General features: G+C 61.4%; 16 protein-coding genes. 11 read left to right on the forward strand and 5 right to left on the reverse strand.

Going from position 1 to position 16,928, the window contains the following annotated elements; genetic code table 11:
- Positions 1 to 173 precede the first annotated feature (173 nt).
- From AB1495_RS08635 to tldD, 4 genes are all read right to left on the reverse strand, one after another.
- Positions 174 to 746, reverse strand: a complete 573-nt coding sequence (locus AB1495_RS08635) for a L,D-transpeptidase (protein WP_005851682.1) — start codon at positions 744 to 746, stop codon at positions 174 to 176.
- 102 nt (positions 747 to 848) lie between these two features.
- Positions 849 to 3,500: a type I DNA topoisomerase gene (topA, locus tag AB1495_RS08640; protein ID WP_074635836.1), complete on the reverse strand. Its 2,652-nt coding sequence runs from the start codon at positions 3,498 to 3,500 to the stop codon at positions 849 to 851.
- A 245-nt stretch (positions 3,501 to 3,745) separates the two neighbouring features.
- A complete protein-coding gene (gene dprA, locus AB1495_RS08645; protein ID WP_074635833.1) occupies positions 3,746 to 4,885 on the reverse strand; it encodes a DNA-processing protein DprA in 1,140 nt (379 codons plus the stop codon).
- Between the two features lie 156 nt (positions 4,886 to 5,041).
- The gene (gene tldD, locus AB1495_RS08650) at positions 5,042 to 6,466 is read right to left on the reverse strand and encodes a metalloprotease TldD (protein ID WP_074635831.1); all 1,425 of its coding nucleotides are present in this window, start codon (positions 6,464 to 6,466) and stop codon (positions 5,042 to 5,044) included.
- 179 nt (positions 6,467 to 6,645) lie between these two features.
- On the opposite strand from tldD, the gene coxB reads away from it, so the two are divergent.
- The 10 genes from coxB (at position 6,646) to AB1495_RS08700 (ending at position 14,604) form a co-directional block, all read left to right on the forward strand.
- Positions 6,646 to 7,542: a cytochrome c oxidase subunit II gene (coxB, locus tag AB1495_RS08655; RefSeq protein ID WP_037965074.1), complete on the forward strand. Its 897-nt coding sequence runs from the start codon at positions 6,646 to 6,648 to the stop codon at positions 7,540 to 7,542.
- A 63-nt stretch (positions 7,543 to 7,605) separates the two neighbouring features.
- Positions 7,606 to 8,541 carry a heme o synthase gene (gene cyoE / locus AB1495_RS08660; protein WP_005851689.1) on the forward strand — a complete coding sequence of 312 codons (936 nt, stop codon included), beginning with the start codon at positions 7,606 to 7,608 and terminating at the stop codon, positions 8,539 to 8,541.
- Positions 8,541 to 8,717, forward strand: coding sequence for a hypothetical protein (locus AB1495_RS08665; RefSeq protein WP_005851690.1), 177 nt, complete (start codon positions 8,541 to 8,543; stop codon positions 8,715 to 8,717). Before cyoE ends, AB1495_RS08665 begins: the two co-directional genes overlap by 1 nt.
- Positions 8,717 to 9,292 (forward strand): cytochrome c oxidase assembly protein, encoded by a 576-nt coding sequence (locus AB1495_RS08670; RefSeq protein WP_074635829.1) that lies wholly within the window; start codon positions 8,717 to 8,719, stop codon positions 9,290 to 9,292. The genes AB1495_RS08665 and AB1495_RS08670 overlap by 1 nt, the downstream gene beginning before the upstream one ends.
- Before the next feature lie 23 nt (positions 9,293 to 9,315).
- The gene (locus AB1495_RS08675; protein WP_005851694.1) at positions 9,316 to 10,119 is read left to right on the forward strand and encodes a cytochrome c oxidase subunit 3; all 804 of its coding nucleotides are present in this window, start codon (positions 9,316 to 9,318) and stop codon (positions 10,117 to 10,119) included.
- Between the two features lie 120 nt (positions 10,120 to 10,239).
- Positions 10,240 to 10,920: an SURF1 family protein gene (locus tag AB1495_RS08680; RefSeq protein WP_074635827.1), complete on the forward strand. Its 681-nt coding sequence runs from the start codon at positions 10,240 to 10,242 to the stop codon at positions 10,918 to 10,920.
- 5 nt (positions 10,921 to 10,925) lie between these two features.
- On the forward strand, positions 10,926 to 12,314 hold the full coding sequence (gene thrC, locus AB1495_RS08685; protein ID WP_074635825.1) for a threonine synthase: 1,389 nt from the start codon (positions 10,926 to 10,928) through the stop codon (positions 12,312 to 12,314).
- Positions 12,311 to 13,573, forward strand: coding sequence for a pitrilysin family protein (locus AB1495_RS08690; protein WP_005851699.1), 1,263 nt, complete (start codon positions 12,311 to 12,313; stop codon positions 13,571 to 13,573). Before thrC ends, AB1495_RS08690 begins: the two co-directional genes overlap by 4 nt.
- Positions 13,573 to 14,157 (forward strand): GNAT family N-acetyltransferase, encoded by a 585-nt coding sequence (locus AB1495_RS08695; protein WP_005851700.1) that lies wholly within the window; start codon positions 13,573 to 13,575, stop codon positions 14,155 to 14,157. The genes AB1495_RS08690 and AB1495_RS08695 overlap by 1 nt, the downstream gene beginning before the upstream one ends.
- A gap of 9 nt (positions 14,158 to 14,166) precedes the next feature.
- On the forward strand, positions 14,167 to 14,604 hold the full coding sequence (locus AB1495_RS08700) for a VOC family protein (RefSeq protein WP_074635823.1): 438 nt from the start codon (positions 14,167 to 14,169) through the stop codon (positions 14,602 to 14,604).
- A gap of 69 nt (positions 14,605 to 14,673) precedes the next feature.
- Here the strand turns inward: AB1495_RS08700 and AB1495_RS08705 are convergent, their stop codons facing one another.
- Positions 14,674 to 15,273 carry a GcrA family cell cycle regulator gene (locus AB1495_RS08705; protein WP_005851702.1) on the reverse strand — a complete coding sequence of 200 codons (600 nt, stop codon included), beginning with the start codon at positions 15,271 to 15,273 and terminating at the stop codon, positions 14,674 to 14,676.
- Between the two features lie 432 nt (positions 15,274 to 15,705).
- On the opposite strand from AB1495_RS08705, the gene AB1495_RS08710 reads away from it, so the two are divergent.
- Positions 15,706 to 16,881 (forward strand): aspartate aminotransferase family protein, encoded by a 1,176-nt coding sequence (locus AB1495_RS08710; RefSeq protein WP_074635821.1) that lies wholly within the window; start codon positions 15,706 to 15,708, stop codon positions 16,879 to 16,881.
- Positions 16,882 to 16,928: the final 47 nt, after the last annotated feature.

Consider the following 16,928-nt stretch of genomic DNA (forward strand, 5'->3'; position numbering starts at 1 on the left):
CTGTCGTACTATCGTTATACGACTTCTATGACGCGGCGTAACGAACGTGTCAAACCGCCGACGCTAATGTCAGCGGTACCAGTGAAGCTTGCCGGAAAATTCGGGGGAATGCGCGCCCACCCTGCGTCGGGTGGGCAGCTGTCGTCGCGGGATCAGTGCAGCCCGCAGCGAGGTCAGACGATGCGTACCTGCGTGCCGATGGGGGCAATCTGGTACAGCGCCTCGATCATGTGGTTGTAAAGCCCGATGCACCCGTCAGAGCTTTGCCGCCCGATCTTGCGCGTGTCATGGGTGCCGTGGATCAGATAGGCGGGCCAGCTGAGGTACATCGCATGGGTGCCAAGCGGGTTGTCCGGACCGGGCGGCATATACTTCAGATCGGGGTCGCGTTCGATCATGCTGGGTGTCGGTGTCCAGTCGGGCCCAACACGTTTGCGCACAATGCGGGTGTAGCCGCGTTTGGTCAGCTCGTCGCTGCGGGGCACGGAGGTCGGGTAAATCTTGTAGGTCTCGCCATCGCCGCCCCAATAGTGCAGCGCGCGGGAAGAGGTATCAGCCACGATCGCGGCTTTGCCCAATGTATCAAAGTGGTCCTGCCAGTTCTGGCTGGAAAATCCATTGGTGTTATGACGTACCGGTGCCGCGATCTCTGGCACCGGCGTCTGTGCGCGCAACAGGGCCGGCGTGAAAAGCGCCGCGCCCGCTGTCAGGATCAACCCGCGTCTTGAGAATGTCTGCTCTGCCATCTTTATGTCCTTCTACCGTGGCGATTGTCACAGGTAAAAGCAGCAAGGGCAGGGCGGGGCAACTCACATATATGTCATTTCATGAATATGTGAGTTGCGCTCTCACTCTTCCGGTGCGGTGGCCGATTTTGCGGGTGCCTTTTTGGCCGCTGGTTTCTTTGCGGGAGCCTTCTTGGCCGGAGCCTTTTTCGCAGCGGTTTTCTTTGCTGCGGGCTTCTTGGTCGCGGCTTTGCGCTTGGCAGGGGATTTCGCCAGCTTTTCCTCGATCAGCTCAACCGCACGTTCCATGGTCAGATCGGCAGGCTCGACCTCTTTGGGGATGGTGGCGTTGACTTTCTCCCACTTCACATAAGGCCCGTATTTGCCTTCCATGATGTTGACCTCGCCGCCCAGATCAGGGTGTTCGCCCATCTCGCGGATCGGTTTTGCCGCTTTGCCACGCCCGCCACGGCTGGCGACTTTCTCGGCCAGAAGCTGCACGGCGCGGTTCATGCCAACGGTGAACACCTCGTCCAGTGTTTCGAGGTTCGCATTGGTCCCGCCACGGTTCGACGTGCTGTCGGCGTGTTTGATATAGGGGCCGTAGCGCCCGATATTGGCCCAGACCATCACCCCATCTTCCGGGTGCGGGCCGATCTCACGCGGCAACGACAGCAGCATGACAGCGCGTTCCAGCTCCAGCTCTTCGGCGGGCCAGTCCTTGGGCACCGATTGACGCGGCGGTTTTTTGTTCTCTTCGGTGACGGGGCCGCGCTGCACATAGGGGCCGAAGCGCCCTTTGAACACGCGAATCTCGTCGCCCATATCCTCGCCCAGCAGTTTGCCATCGGGCGGAATAGCCGAGGCTTCGGCCTCGGGGTCGGGCGGGCCGAAGGGGCGGGTATAGCGGCATTCAGGGTAGTTCGAGCAGCCGATGAACGCGCCGCCGGACCGTGCGGTGCGCATGGACAGACGCCCAATCTCGCAGTTGGGGCACAGGCGCGGGTCGCTACCATCCTCATTGGGCGGGAAGAGATGCGGCTCGAGTACCTCGTTGATCTTCTCCAACACCTCGGTGATGCGCAGATCGGCTGTTTCCGCGATCGCAGCCGAAAAATCCTGCCAGAACCGGCCCAGCACATCCTTATAGTCGGCATCCGCCGCGCTCACCTTATCAAGCTGGTTTTCCAGATCGGCGGTGAAATCATAGCCCACATATTTGCGGAAGTAATTCTCGAGGAAGGCTGTCACCAACCGGCCCTTGTCCTCGGGGAACAGACGGTTGCCTTCCTTACGAACGTATTCGCGGTCCTGAATGGTGGTGACAACGCTGGCATAGGTCGACGGGCGCCCGATTCCCAGCTCTTCCATGCGCTTGACCAATGTCGCTTCAGTGTAGCGGGGGGGCGGCTGGGTAAAGTGCTGCTCTGGCGTGACAGAGCGTTTGTCCATCTTGTCGCCTTGGGTGATCTGCGGCAGGCGCTTGTCATCCTCGTCCACGACATCGTCGCGGCCTTCTTCGTAGACGCGCAGGAAGCCGTCGAATTTCACCACCTGACCGGTGGCGCGCAGCCCGACCTGTTCGTCCTTGCTGCCGATCTCTACCGTGGTGCGTTCCAGACGCGCACTTTCCATCTGGCAGGCCAGCGTGCGCTTCCAGATCAAATCGTACAGCTTGCGTTGATCCGGTTCGGTCAGTTTCAGCGCGTCGGCATCTTTGGTCATGTCGGTGGGGCGCACACATTCGTGCGCCTCTTGCGCGTTCTTGGCCTTGTTCTTGTAGATACGCGGTTCAGACGGGACGTATTCTGCCCCGAACCGGTCCGAGATGGCATCCCGTGCCATCGTGATCGCCTCGGGGGCCATGTCGATGCCGTCGGTCCGCATATAGGTGATGTGACCGGCTTCATAGAGCCGCTGCGCTGTGCTCATGGTCTGGCGTGCGCCCATGCCGAACTTGCGGCTGGCTTCCTGCTGCAACGTCGACGTCATGAACGGGGCCGAGGGGTTGCGGCTCGCGGGTTTTGCCTCGACGCTGGTAACCGTCAGATCGCGGCTGGTAATCGCCTGTACCGCCATCTCGGCTTGCGTTTCATTGCCAAGATCAAAACGGTCCAGCTTCTTACCGGCAAGCGTCACCAGACGGGCCTCGAACTCTTGCCCGCGCGGCGTGGCGACCAGCGCCTTGACGCTCCAGTATTCGCGGTTGCGGAAGGCCTCGATCTCCATCTCGCGCTCGACGATCAGCCGCAAGGTGACCGACTGTACCCGCCCCGCTGATTTCGCGCCGGGCAATTTGCGCCACAGCACCGGCGACAGGTTGAAGCCCACCAGATAATCCAGCGCGCGCCGTGCCAGATAAGCCTCGACCAGCGGCATATCGACCTGACGCGGGTTCGCCATTGCTTCGGTCACTGCCTTTTTGGTGATCTGGTTGAACACCACGCGGCTGACCGGCGTGTCCTTCTTGATCGACTTGCGCTTGGTCAGCGCCTCTTGCAGGTGCCAGCTGATCGCTTCGCCTTCGCGGTCAGGGTCAGTCGCGAGGATCAATGCGTTGTCGTCTTTCAGCGCATCCGCGATGGCTTTGACGTGTTTCTTGCTTGCTGCGGCGACTTCCCAAGTCATGTCGAACCCGTTTTCCGGGTCGACCGATCCGTCTTTGGGCGGCAGATCGCGGACGTGGCCGTAGGACGCAAGCACGGTGTAATCACTGCCGAGATACGAGTTGATCGTTTTAGCTTTGGCAGGTGATTCGACGACGACAACTGGCATAAAATTCGGCACCTTGGATCAAATTAATTCGCGTGGCTTATGCTGTGACATGTGGCGTGAAGCGAAGTTTGTCAATCCGCAGAACAGCGCGCCCCCTTTGATACACGGGCTATAAAGCGCCTTTTCGGGGGTGTTTCACGGTGTAATCCGGCCGGGGTTCCGGCTTCCAGATGGTCTAAATCCCGGGGGCGCTTTGGAGGGTCTCCAAAGCGGGGGCTGGCCCCCGATCTGCGGCCGCGTCACGCTCAGTCCGCGCGGGATACCAGCCCGCCTGCGTGGCGCAGGATATGCCCGTTCAGCTCAAGCTCGACCAGAACAGGCGTGGCGATCCCCGGTGCGACCGCCAGATCGCGCAGCAGCTGGTCTTCGGCAACGGGGCTGGGGCCAAGGCGTGACAATATATCGGTGTGCAGCGCTGCAATGTCGCGCTGGGGCGCGGGGGCGGCTGCTGTGGAAATGGGCGGGCTGGCGGCGGCAGCCTTTGCCGGCCCCAGTTGATCAATCACATCTGCGGCATTGCGTACCAGCGCCGCCCCGTCACGGATCAGCATGTTGCAGCCCGCGGCACGGGCATCGAAGGGATGGCCGGGCACGGCAAGCACCTCTCGCCCCTGATCCAGCGCGTCACGGGCGGTAATCAGGCTGCCGGATTTCGCCGCCGCTTCGACCACGACCGTTGCGCGGCTTAGCCCTGCGATGATCCTGTTGCGGCTGGGGAAATGCCGCGCCATCGGTTGCAGCCCCATCGGTTGTTCCGAAATGCGCAGCCCTTGGGCCGCGATGTCTTGGGCAAGCGTCGTATTCTCTACCGGATAGATCACATCGACGCCCCCCGCTTGCACCGCGATTGTGCCAGTGTCGAGCGTGGGCAGATGTGCCGCGGCATCAATCCCCCGCGCCAATCCCGAGACGACCGTAAACCCCGCCTCACCCAAACCGGATGCCAAGGCGCGGGCCATGCGCGTCCCGAGCGATGAGGCGTTTCGCGCGCCCACAATCGACACCAAGGGGCGGTGCAGCAGCTCGATATCTCCGATTGCCCATAGAAACGGGGGGGCGTCGTCAAGCTCTGCCAGAGGCGGGGGGTAGGCTGCGCAATCATGGGCAATCAAGCGCGCGTTCGCGGCCTTTGCCGCGCGCAGCTCTGCATGGACGACATTCTCGGGGCAGATGCGATAGTCTTTCACACCTGCGGCGCGGGCGACGTCGGGCAACGCCTCAAGCGCGGTACGCGCGGTGCCGTAGTCGCGCAGCATGCGGTAATAGGTGACAACGCCGACACGGCGCGAGCGCAACAGACGAAGCCGCGCAAAGCTGTCGTCTTCCAGGGTGGGTGGGACCAAGGGGGGCGTGGAAGAGGAAGGAGTGTTGTTCCTGTCAGTCATCCCGCGTCTCCGTCCGTTGCCTCACCAGCTTTAGGCAAAGCTGCTTAACGAAACGTGAACGGCAAAGGTTTAATCCGAACTACTAATCTTCTTCGGTGTGCGATCCGGTATCGGATCACCGGAGCACCTAAGTGCATTCCGGTAATCCGTTTTCACTTAGGCGGCAGCGGCACCGCCGACGGTCAGGCCGCCGATCATCAATGTGGGCTGTCCAACGCCCACGGGCACCCATTGGCCCGCCTTGCCGCAGTTGCCCATGCCCGGATCCAGCGTGGGATCATTGCCGATGGCGCGGATCTGTTGCAGCGCTGTGGCCCCGTCTCCGATCAGCGTGGCCCCTTTGACGGGGTCGCCGACCACGCCATTGCGCACACGGTAGGCTTCGGTGCAGGAGAAAACGAATTTGCCGTTGGTGATATCCACCTGCCCGCCGCCAAAACCGACCGCATAGATGCCGTCCTTGAGGTCCGCGACGATATCACCGGGGGCCACGTCGCCGCCCAGCATATAGGTGTTGGTCATGCGCGGCATCGGGGTGTGGGCATAGGATTCGCGGCGGCCATTGCCGGTTGGGGCCACGCCCATCAGCCGGGCGTTCTGCCGGTCCTGCATATAGCCTACCAGCACACCGTCCTCGATCAGCACATTCTTGGCCGAGGGCGTGCCCTCGTCATCAACAGAGATAGACCCGCGCCGGTCGGGGAGGGTGCCATCATCCAGCACCGTCACGCCTTTGGCGGCGATGCGTTGGCCCATGAGGCCGGCAAAGGCGCTTGAGCCCTTGCGGTTGAAATCCCCTTCCAATCCGTGACCGATGGCCTCGTGCAGCAGGATGCCGGGCCAGCCGGGGCCAAGCACAACATCCATGACGCCCGCAGGCGCGGGCACGGCACGCAGGTTGACGCAGGCGATGCGCAGGGCTTCGCGCGTTTTGGCCTGCCAGTCGGCGGGGTCCAGCAGCCCGTCCAGCCCGATACGCCCGCCACCACCGGCGGTCCCGCTTTCGCGGCGGCCATCCTGTTCGACGATGACCGACACGTTCACCCGCGTCATCGGGCGCACATCGCGGACAGAGGTGCCTTCGGGGCGCAGAATCTCGACCTCCTGGATAGAGGCAGAGATAGAGGCAGAAACCTGCACGACTCGCGCGTCAAGGCTGCGAGCGAAATCGTCGATCTCGCGCAGGGTGTCGACCTTGACGGGAAAGGCCGCGCCCGCGATCGGATCTTCGTCGGTATAGAGCTTTTGATTGGTCGCGGCTGGCGCATCCGCCCATGTGCCGCCCCCCGCACCCACGGCCAGCCGTGCGGTTTCGCTTGCGCGGCGCAGGGCGGCTTCGGTGATCTCGGTCGAGTGGGCGTAGCCAGAGACATCGCCCCGCACCGCCCGCAAGCCAAAGCCTTCGGAGGCATCGTAGCTGGCCGTTTTCAGCCGCCCGTCGTCAAACACCAACCCTTCAGACCGCCGGCGTTCGAAAAACAGTTCCCCGTCGTCGGCACCTGCCACAGCGTCGCGCAGGATGGACAGCGCGGCGTCACGGTCAAGCTGCGCCTCAAAGGGGTTGAAAGGCGGCTGGCTCATAAAAATGTTCCCTGAATCGTGTCATAAAAATCGCTTCGCGTCCGTTTGACGCAAGCAGAAGTCTTTATCTTGAAGTTAGAATATGATTGTAAGCGTACAGATTACAACGGGACAGCTGCCTCCAATTGCGGGGTGCTGCTGGGATTCGCTTATCAATGGTCACAAGATCAGGACGACATATGAAACATCTTCTCTCTTTTTCGGGTCTCATGGCCGCTTTTTCCGCCGTGCCAGCAATGGCGCAGGAAAACCTTCGCATCGACGGGCTGGAAATCATTGGTGAGCCGGTAGACGGCAAGATGGGCTTTCAGCCAGCCGTGACCCGCGTCGCGCAAGACATCCACGATCTGGACCACCTGATCCTGATCATCATCACCTTGATCACCATCTTCGTGACCGGTCTGATCCTTTGGGTGGCGATCCGCTATAACCGCAAGCGCAACCCCGTTGCCGCATCCTTCACACACCACACGCCGGTTGAAATCCTCTGGACAGTCGCACCGATCGTGATTCTGGTGCTGATCGGGGCCTATTCGCTGCCGATCCTGTTCCGTCAGCAGGAAATCCCGCAGGCCGACCTGACCATCAAAGCGACCGGCAACCAGTGGTACTGGTCCTATGAATATGTCGACGAGGGCTTTGGCTTTGACAGCTATATGATCGGTGCACCGGCTGTTGGCGGCGAAAACCGCAAAACACCCGAAGTTATCGCGCAGCTTGAAGCGGCCGGCTATACCGAACAGCAGTTCCTGCTGGCGACCGATACCGCCGTTGTGATCCCTGTCGGTCAGACCATCGTTGTTCAGGTCACCGGTTCCGACGTGATCCACTCCTGGGCGATGCCCGCCTTTGGTGTGAAACAGGACGCCGTGCCCGGCCGTCTGGCGGAAACATGGTTCACCGCCGAGAAAGAAGGCGTGTACTTTGGTCAGTGTTCCGAACTGTGCGGCAACGCCCACGCCTATATGCCGATCACTGTGAAAGTCGTCTCGGAAGAGGCCTATGCCCAGTGGCTTGGCAACGCGAAAGAAGAGTATGCGGGCATCCCGCAGACTCTGACCGTTGCGTCCAAGTAAGGCACAATTGCTGATGCGGGGTGCGCGAGGCGCGCCCCGGGTTCCTTTTGTATGAGAGATCGCATGACAGATACCAGCACGACACCTGCGGGCGAGTATGAGGCGCAGTTCGGCGATTATTTCGCCCTGATGAAGCCGCGCGTCATGCAGTTGGTGGTATTTACCGCACTTGTTGGCATGCTCGCAGCGCCCGAGTCTGTGCACCCCGTGATCGGCTTTGCCTCGATCTTGTTTGTCGCCATCGGGGCAGGGGCCTCGGGCGCGCTGAACATGTGGTGGGACGCTGACATCGACGCGATCATGCGCCGGACCCAAGGCCGCCCGATCCCGTCGGGGCGCGTCCAGCCGGGCGAAGCGCTGGCGATCGGTGTGGCGCTGTCGGGCATGTCTGTCGTCATGCTGGGGCTGGCGGCCAACCTGCTGGCCGCGGGTATGCTGCTGTTCACGATCCTCTTCTACGCCGTTTTCTATTCCATGTGGCTTAAGCGTGCGACGCCGCAGAACATCGTCATCGGCGGTGCTGCGGGGGCGTTCCCGCCCGTGATCGGCTGGATCATCGCCACCGGCAGCTTCTCGGTCGAGGCATGGCTGATGTTCGCGCTGATCTTCATGTGGACCCCGCCGCACTTCTGGGCCTTGGCGCTGTTCATGCGCAATGACTATGACGACGCGAAGGTGCCGATGCTGACCGTGACCCACGGCCGCCGCTCCACCCGTCGTCACATTCTGGCCTATACTGTTTTGCTGGTCATTCTGGCGGTCGGCACCGGCTTCACCTCGATCGGCGGGCCAATCTATCTGGCGACCGCGGGCGTGCTGAACCTGTTGTTCCTGATCGGGGCCTTCCGCATCTGGCAACGTGATGAAGACGACAGCGAAGCCGATGATTTCCGCGTTGAACGCAAGTTCTTCCGCCTGTCGCTATGGTATCTCTTTTTGCACTTCGGTGCCATTCTGCTTGAGGCCACCCTGCGGGGCTACGGTTTGGGAGGCTGGTAATGGGTATTCGCGCTGAACACGAGATTCACACACGCCGCCGCGGGCGCAACCTTGGCGTCGGTCTGCTGCTGGCCGCCTTCGTCGTGCTGGTCATGGCGCTGACCTTTGTCAAAATCACCAACATCGATTTCAACGATCTGCCCGGTGGTGAGCTTCAAACACAGGAGAGCAACTGATGGCCCTGTCCGGACCCGCAAAGACTGTGGTGCAAACCGTCTCTGTCGTCATCCTGATGGGGGGGCTGGCTTGGGCATCGGTACCGTTCTACGATTGGTTCTGCCGCGTCACCGGCTTTGGCGGGACGCCGGGGCAGGTCGCGGGGGCCGAGGGCGAGGTGCTGGATCAGACGATCAAGGTGCGTTTCGACGGCAGCTTGAACGAAGATATGCCGTGGGAATTCAAACCCGTCGTCAACGAGATGGAACTGCGCATCGGCGAGACCGGGCTGGCGTTCTACGAGGCCTATAACCCAACCGATCACCCCGTCGCGGGGCAAGCGTCCTACAACGTGACGCCCTATGCCGCCGGGGCCTTCTTTGAAAAGATCGAATGTTTCTGCTTTACTGAACAGGTGCTCGCCCCCGGTGAGCGTGTTCAAATGCCCGTCAGCTTCTTTGTTGACCCCGAAATCGTCGAAGACCGTGATGCCAAGTATGTACATACGATCACACTGTCTTATACGTTCTATGAAATTGACCTGCCCGAGGACTATGAAGCCCCCGATCAGGACAGCGAGACAAACCTGAATTAAGAAAAAGGTGAGGGACTGAACCAATGGCCCATGAAAAGAACCATGACTATCACATTCTGCCGCCGTCCACATGGCCATTGCTCAGCTCCATCGCCGGCTGTGTCATGCTGGTTGGTGGTGTCTTCTGGATGCACGATGTAACCCCCTTCGTCTTCTTGGGTGGTCTGGTTGCCGTTCTGTACTGCATGTTCGGATGGTGGTCCGAGGTTGTTGCTGAAAGCCACGTCGGCGATCACACCAACGTCGTGCGCATCGGTCTGCGCTATGGCTTCATCCTGTTCATCATGTCCGAAGTGATGTTCTTTGTGGCGTGGTTCTGGACCTTCTTCAAAGAAGCCCTGTACCCGATGGATGAATTCCCGGGCTCCACATATGTGCAGCCGGATATCATTCCCGTTGACGCCTTCCACCTGCCGCTGATCAACACGCTGATCCTGCTGCTGTCGGGCTGCGCTGTCACATGGGCACACCACGCGCTGGTACATGAAAACAACCGCAAAGACCTGATCGCCGGCCTGTCCATCGCGATCGTTCTGGGCATGCTGTTCACCGCGTTCCAGGCCTATGAATACTATGAACTGCTGGCCCATGACGACTGGACCTTCGGCGGCGACCTGTTCTTCTCCAGCTTCTTCATGGCGACAGGCTTCCACGGTTTCCACGTTGTGATCGGTACGATTTTCCTTGCGGTCTGCCTGTTCCGCGCGATGAAAGGCCACTTTACCCAAGAGCAGCACGTCGGCTTCGAAGCCGCTGCCTGGTACTGGCACTTTGTTGATGTGGTCTGGCTGTTCCTCTTCTTCGCCGTCTACATGTGGGGCATCTAAGCCCGCAGTCGGCTTGCAAACCGGGCCGCAATCACTAAAAGCAACAGGCGCGCGAGGGGGACCTTGCGCGCCTTTGCATTGCCGCCACCCGTCCACGGGTGCCAACCTCAAGAGAGCTTTATGCGTCGTACGCTATTCCTGCTGATTGTCGGCCTTGGCGGGGCTGCTATCCTGATCTGGCTGGGCATTTGGCAGATCCAGCGGCTGGAGTGGAAAGAGGCGATTATCGCCGACATCAACACCCGCATCGCCGCCGCCCCCGTCGACCTGCCCCCTACCGTCAACGCCGAGGATGACGCCTATTTGCCCGTCGCCGTGACCGGTTCCTATCACGCAGGCGAGGTGCATGTGCTTGTGTCCCAGAAAGACGTCGGCGCAGGCTACCGCGTTATCGCGCCTTTCACGCTAGAGGATGGCCGCCGCATCATGGTCGACCGCGGCTTTGTCCGGACGACGGACAAGGACGCCCCCCGCGCTTTGGGCCCCGCGACGGTGACGGGCAATCTGCAATGGCCGCGCGAAACCGATAGCTTCACCCCCGAGGCCGACCTGAAGGGCAACATCTGGTTCGCCCGCGATGTGCCGGATATGGCGCAAACGCTTGGCACCGACCCCGTTCTTCTGGTTGCGCGCAGCAGCATGCCTCAGCCAGCGGGGATCAGCCCGTTGCCCGTTGATACCGCCCGTATTCCCAACGACCACTTGCAATATGCCATCACTTGGTTCTCTCTTGCCGCGATCTGGCTTGGGATGAGCCTGTTCTTCTTGCGCCGCCGCCGCGCGCCCAAAACCGAAAGCTGACCCTTATGCGTTATGTCTCCACCCGTGGTTCCGCCCCCGTTTTGTCGTTCGAAGAGGCACTGCTGACCGGCCTCGCCCGTGACGGCGGCCTGTATGTGCCCGAAACGATCCCGACGCTAGGCACCGATGAGCTGCGCGAGATGGCCACGATGTCCTACGAGGATGTCGCCTTTCGTGTGATGAAGCCCTTTGTCGGCGACACATTCAGCGACGATGAATTCAAGGCACTGATCGCCAAGGCTTATGCGGGCTTCAACCACAAGGTGCGCGCGCCGCTGGTGCAGCTTGAACAGGGGCACTTCCTGCTTGAACTGTTCCACGGTCCCACGCTGGCGTTCAAAGACTTTGCCATGCAGTTGATCGGCCACATGTTCCAGGCCGTGCTGTCGCGCAAGGGGGAACGGGTGACCATCGTCGGTGCGACCTCGGGCGATACCGGATCGGCCGCGATCGAAGCCTTCCGCGGGCTGGATAACGTCGATGTCTTCATCCTCTTCCCCCATGGCCGCGTGTCCGAAGTGCAGCGCCGACAGATGACCACACCATCGGAAAGCAACGTGCACGCGCTGGCGTTGGACGGTGATTTCGACGACTGTCAGGCGCGCCTGAAAGACATGTTCAACGACCACGCTTTCCGTGACGGGGTGCAACTGGCAGGAGTCAATAGCATCAACTGGGGCCGCGTGCTGGCGCAGGTGGTCTATTACTTCACCGCAGGGCTCGCTATGGGCGCGTTGGACCGCAATGTCAGCTTTACCGTGCCCACGGGCAACTTCGGCGACATCTTCGCGGGCTACATCGCGCGCGAAATGGGCCTGCCGATTGCCGATCTGGTGGTCGCGACGAACCAGAATGACATCCTGCACCGCTGCCTGACCACAGGCGGCTACCACAAGGGCGAGGTTCATGCCTCTATCAGCCCGTCGATGGATATTCAGGTCAGCTCCAACTTTGAACGCGCCTTGTATTTCGCCTACGGCCAAGACAGCGACGCGATCAATGCGCTGATGGGCGATCTGGCGAAGGGTGGGTTTGACGTGGGCGACAATGCCCTGCGCGACCTGCAAAACACCTATAAATCCGGCCGCGTGTCCGAAGAGGAAACCAGCGAGACGATCAAGGCCTTCTACGCCGACACAAACGAACTGCTGTGCCCGCATTCTGCCATCGGGGTGCGCGTGGGGGCGGCCTTGCGTGATCCGGCGACGCCGATGATCACGCTGGCCACCGCGCATCCGGCCAAGTTCCCCGACGCGGTCGAAGCCGCCACAGGCCAGCGCCCGCCGCTGCCCGACCACATGGCCGATCTGTTCGACCGCGAAGAACGCGTGACCCGCGTGCCGAACGACCTTGAGGCGCTCAAGGATATAATTAAAGGGGGCATCGCTCAGTGAGCTTGCAACAACACCGCCTGTCCAACGGCTTTCGTATCGTAACCGAGCATATGCCGGGGCTTGCATCGGCATCTATCGGGGTCTGGGTTTCGGCGGGCGCGCGGCATGAGACGGCCACGCAAAACGGTATCGCGCATTTCCTTGAGCATATGGCGTTCAAGGGCACGGCCAAGCGCACGTCGTTGCAAATCGCCGAAGCGATCGAGGATGTGGGCGGCTATATCAACGCCTATACCTCGCGTGAAGTGACGGCTTATTACGTGCGCGTGTTGGAAAATGACGTGTCGCTGGGGTTGGATGTGATCGCGGATATCTTGCGCAATCCCGTCCTTGATAATGGCGAGATCGAGGTAGAGCGCGGCGTGATCCTGCAAGAGATCGGTCAGGCGCTGGATACGCCGGATGATGTGATCTTTGACTGGTTGCAGGAAAAGGCATACCCCAACCAACCCATCGGGCGCACCATTCTGGGCCCGTCCGAACGCGTGTCGAATTTTAGCCGCGAAGACCTGTCGGGCTTTATCAGTCAGCATTACGGCCCCGACCAGATGATCCTCGCCGCCGCTGGGGCGGTGGACCATGACGAAATCGTGCGCCTTGCTGAACAGCTGTTCGGCGACATGCCCCCCAAGCCTCTCTTCGACGTTGATGCTGCCAAATTCAGCGGCGGTGAAGTGCGCCAGTTGAAACCGCTTGAGCAAGCGCATTTCGCCCTCGGGTTCGAAGCGCCCGGCTACCGCGCCGATGATATCTATGTCGCGCAGATCTATGCCTCTGCCCTGGGGGGCGGCATGTCGAGCCGCCTGTTCCAGGAGGTCCGCGAGAACCGCGGCCTGTGCTATACGATCTTTGCGCAGGCGGGGGCCTATGCCGATACGGGCATGATGACGATCTATGCTGGCACCAGCGGCGAACAGCTGCCCGAACTGGCGGGCATCACCATTGACGAGATGAAGCGCGCCGCCTCCGACATGTCCCCGGCCGAGGTTGCAAGGGCGCGGGCGCAGATGAAAGCTGGCCTGCTGATGGGGCTGGAAAGCCCGTCGAACCGCGCTGAACGTCTGGCGCGTCTGATCCAGATCTGGGACCGCGTCCCCCCGCTGGAAGAGACCATCGCGCAGATCGACGCGGTCACCACAGGCGACGTGCGCGACTTTGCCCAGAATATCGCCGCCAGCGCCCCTGCGGCATTGGCGCTTTATGGCCCGGTAGACGGCGCCCCCACATTGGAAGAACTTCAGGAGCGTCGCGCTGCCTGATGCAACTGCTGAAACGAAAGCTTGCCATTGAAACCGAAAGGCTGACGTTGCGCCCTCCGGTGCATGCTGACTTCCGCCCCTGGGCCACCCTGCGGTCGGACAGCATCACCTACCTCACCCCGTGGGAGCCGTCCTGGGCACCGGACCACCTGTCGCGCAAAGCGTTTACCAATCGGGTCTACTGGGCCAACCGGTCGGTCTCTGCGGGGACGGCGCTGCCGCTGTTCCTGATCCGCCGCAAGGATAACATGCTGATCGGGGCGATCACGCTGGATAATATCCGTCGCGGCCCGGCACAGGCGGGCACCTTGGGGTATTGGACCGGCGAACAATTCGCCCGCCGTGGCTATATGCGCGAAGCGATCGAGGCGACGGTGCACCACGCCTTCACCCGCCTGGACATTAGCCGCGTCGAGGCCGCCTGCCTGCCCGAGAACATCGCCTCGCGCGGGTTGCTGGAAAAGACCGGTTTCAAATACGAAGGCGTCGCGCAAAGCTATCTGCAAATCGACGGGCGCTGGCGGACCCATGTGCTGTATGCGCAGCTGCGCGGGGACCGTCGGGGCAAGACCGCAGCGGGGTAGGGGTTTCTTATGATCGCTTATGTCACTGTCGGGGCAGACGACCTTGCACGTGCCAAACGCTTCTATACCGCTTTCCTGCCAGCCTTGGGCTATGCCTTGACCGAAGGTCCCGAGGGCTTGAGCTTTGTGTTGCCGAAGGCTGCGGGGCAGCCCGTGGCCTTGCCGGATTTCTACGTCAAACCGACCTTTGATGGCGCGCCGGCTTCTGCTGGCAACGGGTCGATGATCGCGTTCGAAGCAACCAACCAGGCACAGGTGCGCGTGCTACACGCCGCAGCGCTGGCCGCGGGCGGCAGCGATGAGGGCCAGCCGGGGTTTCGCGCCACCTATGGTCCGCGCTTCTACGTCAGCTACCTGCGCGACCCCCAAGGCAACAAGATCGCGTTGTTCTGTGATAATCCGGCAGAGCCGGGCAGGGATGATCCACCCCCTGCGCCGACGCGTTGATATGAAAAAGGCCAGACATCGCTGTCTGGCCTTTCGTTACTCTGATGTCCGCAGCGGCTTACTGGCGGCTTAGCGGCGGCGGTCGCGCCGCGCGCTCATCGGTTGGAAGGCGACGCCGACGTGCGCCTCGCAATAGGGCTTGCCCTGCTGTACGGGCAGACCACAGAACCAGAAATCATCCGTTGCAGGGTCACCGACGGGCCATTTGCAGGTCCGCTCTGTCAGGTCCATCAGGCCGATCTTCTTCGACTTTTTCTCGACCTCGCTCACCTTGGCAAGCGCTTCCGGGCTGATCTCGTTCGCGGAGGGCTGCGGCGGCAGCGGCTGACCGGCGGGAATGATCTTGGCGCGCGCGGGCAGGTTGGGACGGGGCGCTGGCGCGGCCTCTGCCGGTTCCGGCTCTGCGGCTTCGGGGGCGGGTTCAGCCTTGGGTTTGGCGGCTGCGGCGGGTTTTGCGGCCGGCTTGGCCTTGGCTTCCGGTTTGGCAGCCGCAGCAGGGGCGGCGGCGGGCGCTGCAGTCGCGGTCCGGTTGGACAGCCCCAGACGATGCACCTTGCCGATCACGGCATTGCGGGTCACACCGCCCAACTCCTTTGCAATCTGGCTTGCGGATTGGCCCTCGCCCCACATTTTCTTCAGGATCTCTACGCGGTCATCGGTCCAAGACATTTGGCGTCCTTAGCTAACAAGCGGCCCTTCTCAGGACCGCCGTGGAAAAATCTCAAGCCCCTATACTAATCACTGACAGCTTGGGTGCAAGGCGCGAACGGGCGATTGGGACGGCAGCGGGGACAAACGCTCCCTTAAAACCACAGCAAAGCAGCCCCGGCACCGTTCGTGCGACAGATTGCGGCGATCGCGCGCCAATTTTTGCTTTGCAAGCCGCGAAAAGCTGCTTATGCAAACGGCATGATCAACCGTTCGACATCCTCTTTGCGACGACGCCAAGGCTAATTGGCGACACCGGCCCCTGACACGGGGGGCACGGCATTGATCTTTTGCGACATAAATTGCGTCGCACCCCTTCAAATCTTATTGACCCTCTCCGTCACACATGGCCTTTTGTGCCTTTGATGCGGCCAACCCATAAGGATGATCCTGATGATCCCATCTGTTCTGCCGACCTATTCACGCGCCCCCCTGAGCTTTGTCAAAGGCGAAGGGTCCTGGTTGATTGAACAGGACGGCCGCCGATTTCTGGATCTGGGCGCAGGCATTGCGGTGAACGCGCTTGGCCATGCGCACCCCGCGCTGGTGGCGGCGCTGACCGAACAGGCGGGGCAGCTTTGGCATACCTCGAACCTCTACGAGATCCCCCAGCAACAGGAACTGGCCGACCGGCTGGTCGCACTCAGCTTTGCCGATACGGTGTTTTTCACCAACTCCGGCACCGAGGCATGCGAACTGGCGGTCAAGATGGCGCGCAAGTATTTCTACGACAAGGGCCAGTCCGACCGAACCGAGATCATCACCTTCTCGGGTTCGTTCCACGGGCGGTCATCTGCCGGGATCGCGGCGGCAGGGTCCGAGAAAATGACCAAAGGCTTCGGCCCGCTGCTCCCCGGTTTCAAACATATCGAATTTGGCGATATGGAGGCGCTTGGCGCGGCGATCACCGATACCACAGCCGCCATCATGATCGAACCGGTGCAGGGCGAAGGCGGCATCCGTCCCGTGCCGGACGCTGACCTCAAACAGATGCGCGCGCTGTGCGACACACACGGGCTGCTGTTGATCTTTGACGAGGTGCAATGCGGCGTGGGCCGCACCGGCAAGATGTTCGCCCATGAATGGGCCGGCGTCACCCCCGACATCATGATGGTCGCCAAAGGCATCGGCGGCGGTTTCCCCCTGGGCGCAGTGCTGGCTACAGAGAACGCGGCCTTTGGCATGACGGCGGGCACCCACGGGTCGACCTATGGCGGCAACCCGCTGGGCTGTGCCGTGGGCAATGCTGTGGTCAATATCATCGGCACAGACGCCTTTCTTGACGATGTGAACCGCAAGGCCGGCCTGATGCGCCAAAAGCTCGAAGGGTTGGTCGCCAGCCACCCTGACGTGTTCGAAAGCGTGCGCGGCAGCGGGCTGATGCTGGGGCTGAAATGCAAAGCCACCAACAGCGATGTCGTCTCTGCGGGTTACCGTCACGAGGTTATCACAGTACCGGCGGCGGATAACGTAATCCGCCTGCTGCCCCCTCTCAATATCACCGATGAAGACATCGCCGAGGCCGTCTCCCGCCTTGATCAAGCGGCCAGCAGCCTTGCTGCCAGCTGACCTTCATTTTGCCCTATAAACTCCGGGGGGCCGGGGGGCTGGCCCCC

Source organism: Sulfitobacter pontiacus, from assembly GCF_040790665.1.
Lineage (GTDB): Bacteria > Pseudomonadota > Alphaproteobacteria > Rhodobacterales > Rhodobacteraceae > Sulfitobacter > Sulfitobacter pontiacus.

What these genes read in the sequence shown, in the direction of transcription:
- AB1495_RS08635 (WP_005851682.1), bottom strand. Translation starts at nt 746, where the DNA reads ATGGCAGAGCAGACATTCTCAAGACGCGGGTTGATCCTGACAGCGGGC.
- topA (WP_074635836.1), bottom strand. Translation starts at nt 3,500, where the DNA reads ATGCCAGTTGTCGTCGTCGAATCACCTGCCAAAGCTAAAACGATCAAC.
- dprA (WP_074635833.1), bottom strand. Translation starts at nt 4,885, where the DNA reads ATGACTGACAGGAACAACACTCCTTCCTCTTCCACGCCCCCCTTGGTC.
- tldD (WP_074635831.1), bottom strand. Translation starts at nt 6,466, where the DNA reads ATGAGCCAGCCGCCTTTCAACCCCTTTGAGGCGCAGCTTGACCGTGAC.
- coxB (WP_037965074.1), top strand. Translation starts at nt 6,646, where the DNA reads ATGAAACATCTTCTCTCTTTTTCGGGTCTCATGGCCGCTTTTTCCGCC.
- cyoE (WP_005851689.1), top strand. Translation starts at nt 7,606, where the DNA reads ATGACAGATACCAGCACGACACCTGCGGGCGAGTATGAGGCGCAGTTC.
- AB1495_RS08665 (WP_005851690.1), top strand. Translation starts at nt 8,541, where the DNA reads ATGGGTATTCGCGCTGAACACGAGATTCACACACGCCGCCGCGGGCGC.
- AB1495_RS08670 (WP_074635829.1), top strand. Translation starts at nt 8,717, where the DNA reads ATGGCCCTGTCCGGACCCGCAAAGACTGTGGTGCAAACCGTCTCTGTC.
- AB1495_RS08675 (WP_005851694.1), top strand. Translation starts at nt 9,316, where the DNA reads ATGGCCCATGAAAAGAACCATGACTATCACATTCTGCCGCCGTCCACA.
- AB1495_RS08680 (WP_074635827.1), top strand. Translation starts at nt 10,240, where the DNA reads ATGCGTCGTACGCTATTCCTGCTGATTGTCGGCCTTGGCGGGGCTGCT.
- thrC (WP_074635825.1), top strand. Translation starts at nt 10,926, where the DNA reads ATGCGTTATGTCTCCACCCGTGGTTCCGCCCCCGTTTTGTCGTTCGAA.
- AB1495_RS08695 (WP_005851700.1), top strand. Translation starts at nt 13,573, where the DNA reads ATGCAACTGCTGAAACGAAAGCTTGCCATTGAAACCGAAAGGCTGACG.
- AB1495_RS08700 (WP_074635823.1), top strand. Translation starts at nt 14,167, where the DNA reads ATGATCGCTTATGTCACTGTCGGGGCAGACGACCTTGCACGTGCCAAA.
- AB1495_RS08705 (WP_005851702.1), bottom strand. Translation starts at nt 15,273, where the DNA reads ATGTCTTGGACCGATGACCGCGTAGAGATCCTGAAGAAAATGTGGGGC.
- AB1495_RS08710 (WP_074635821.1), top strand. Translation starts at nt 15,706, where the DNA reads ATGATCCCATCTGTTCTGCCGACCTATTCACGCGCCCCCCTGAGCTTT.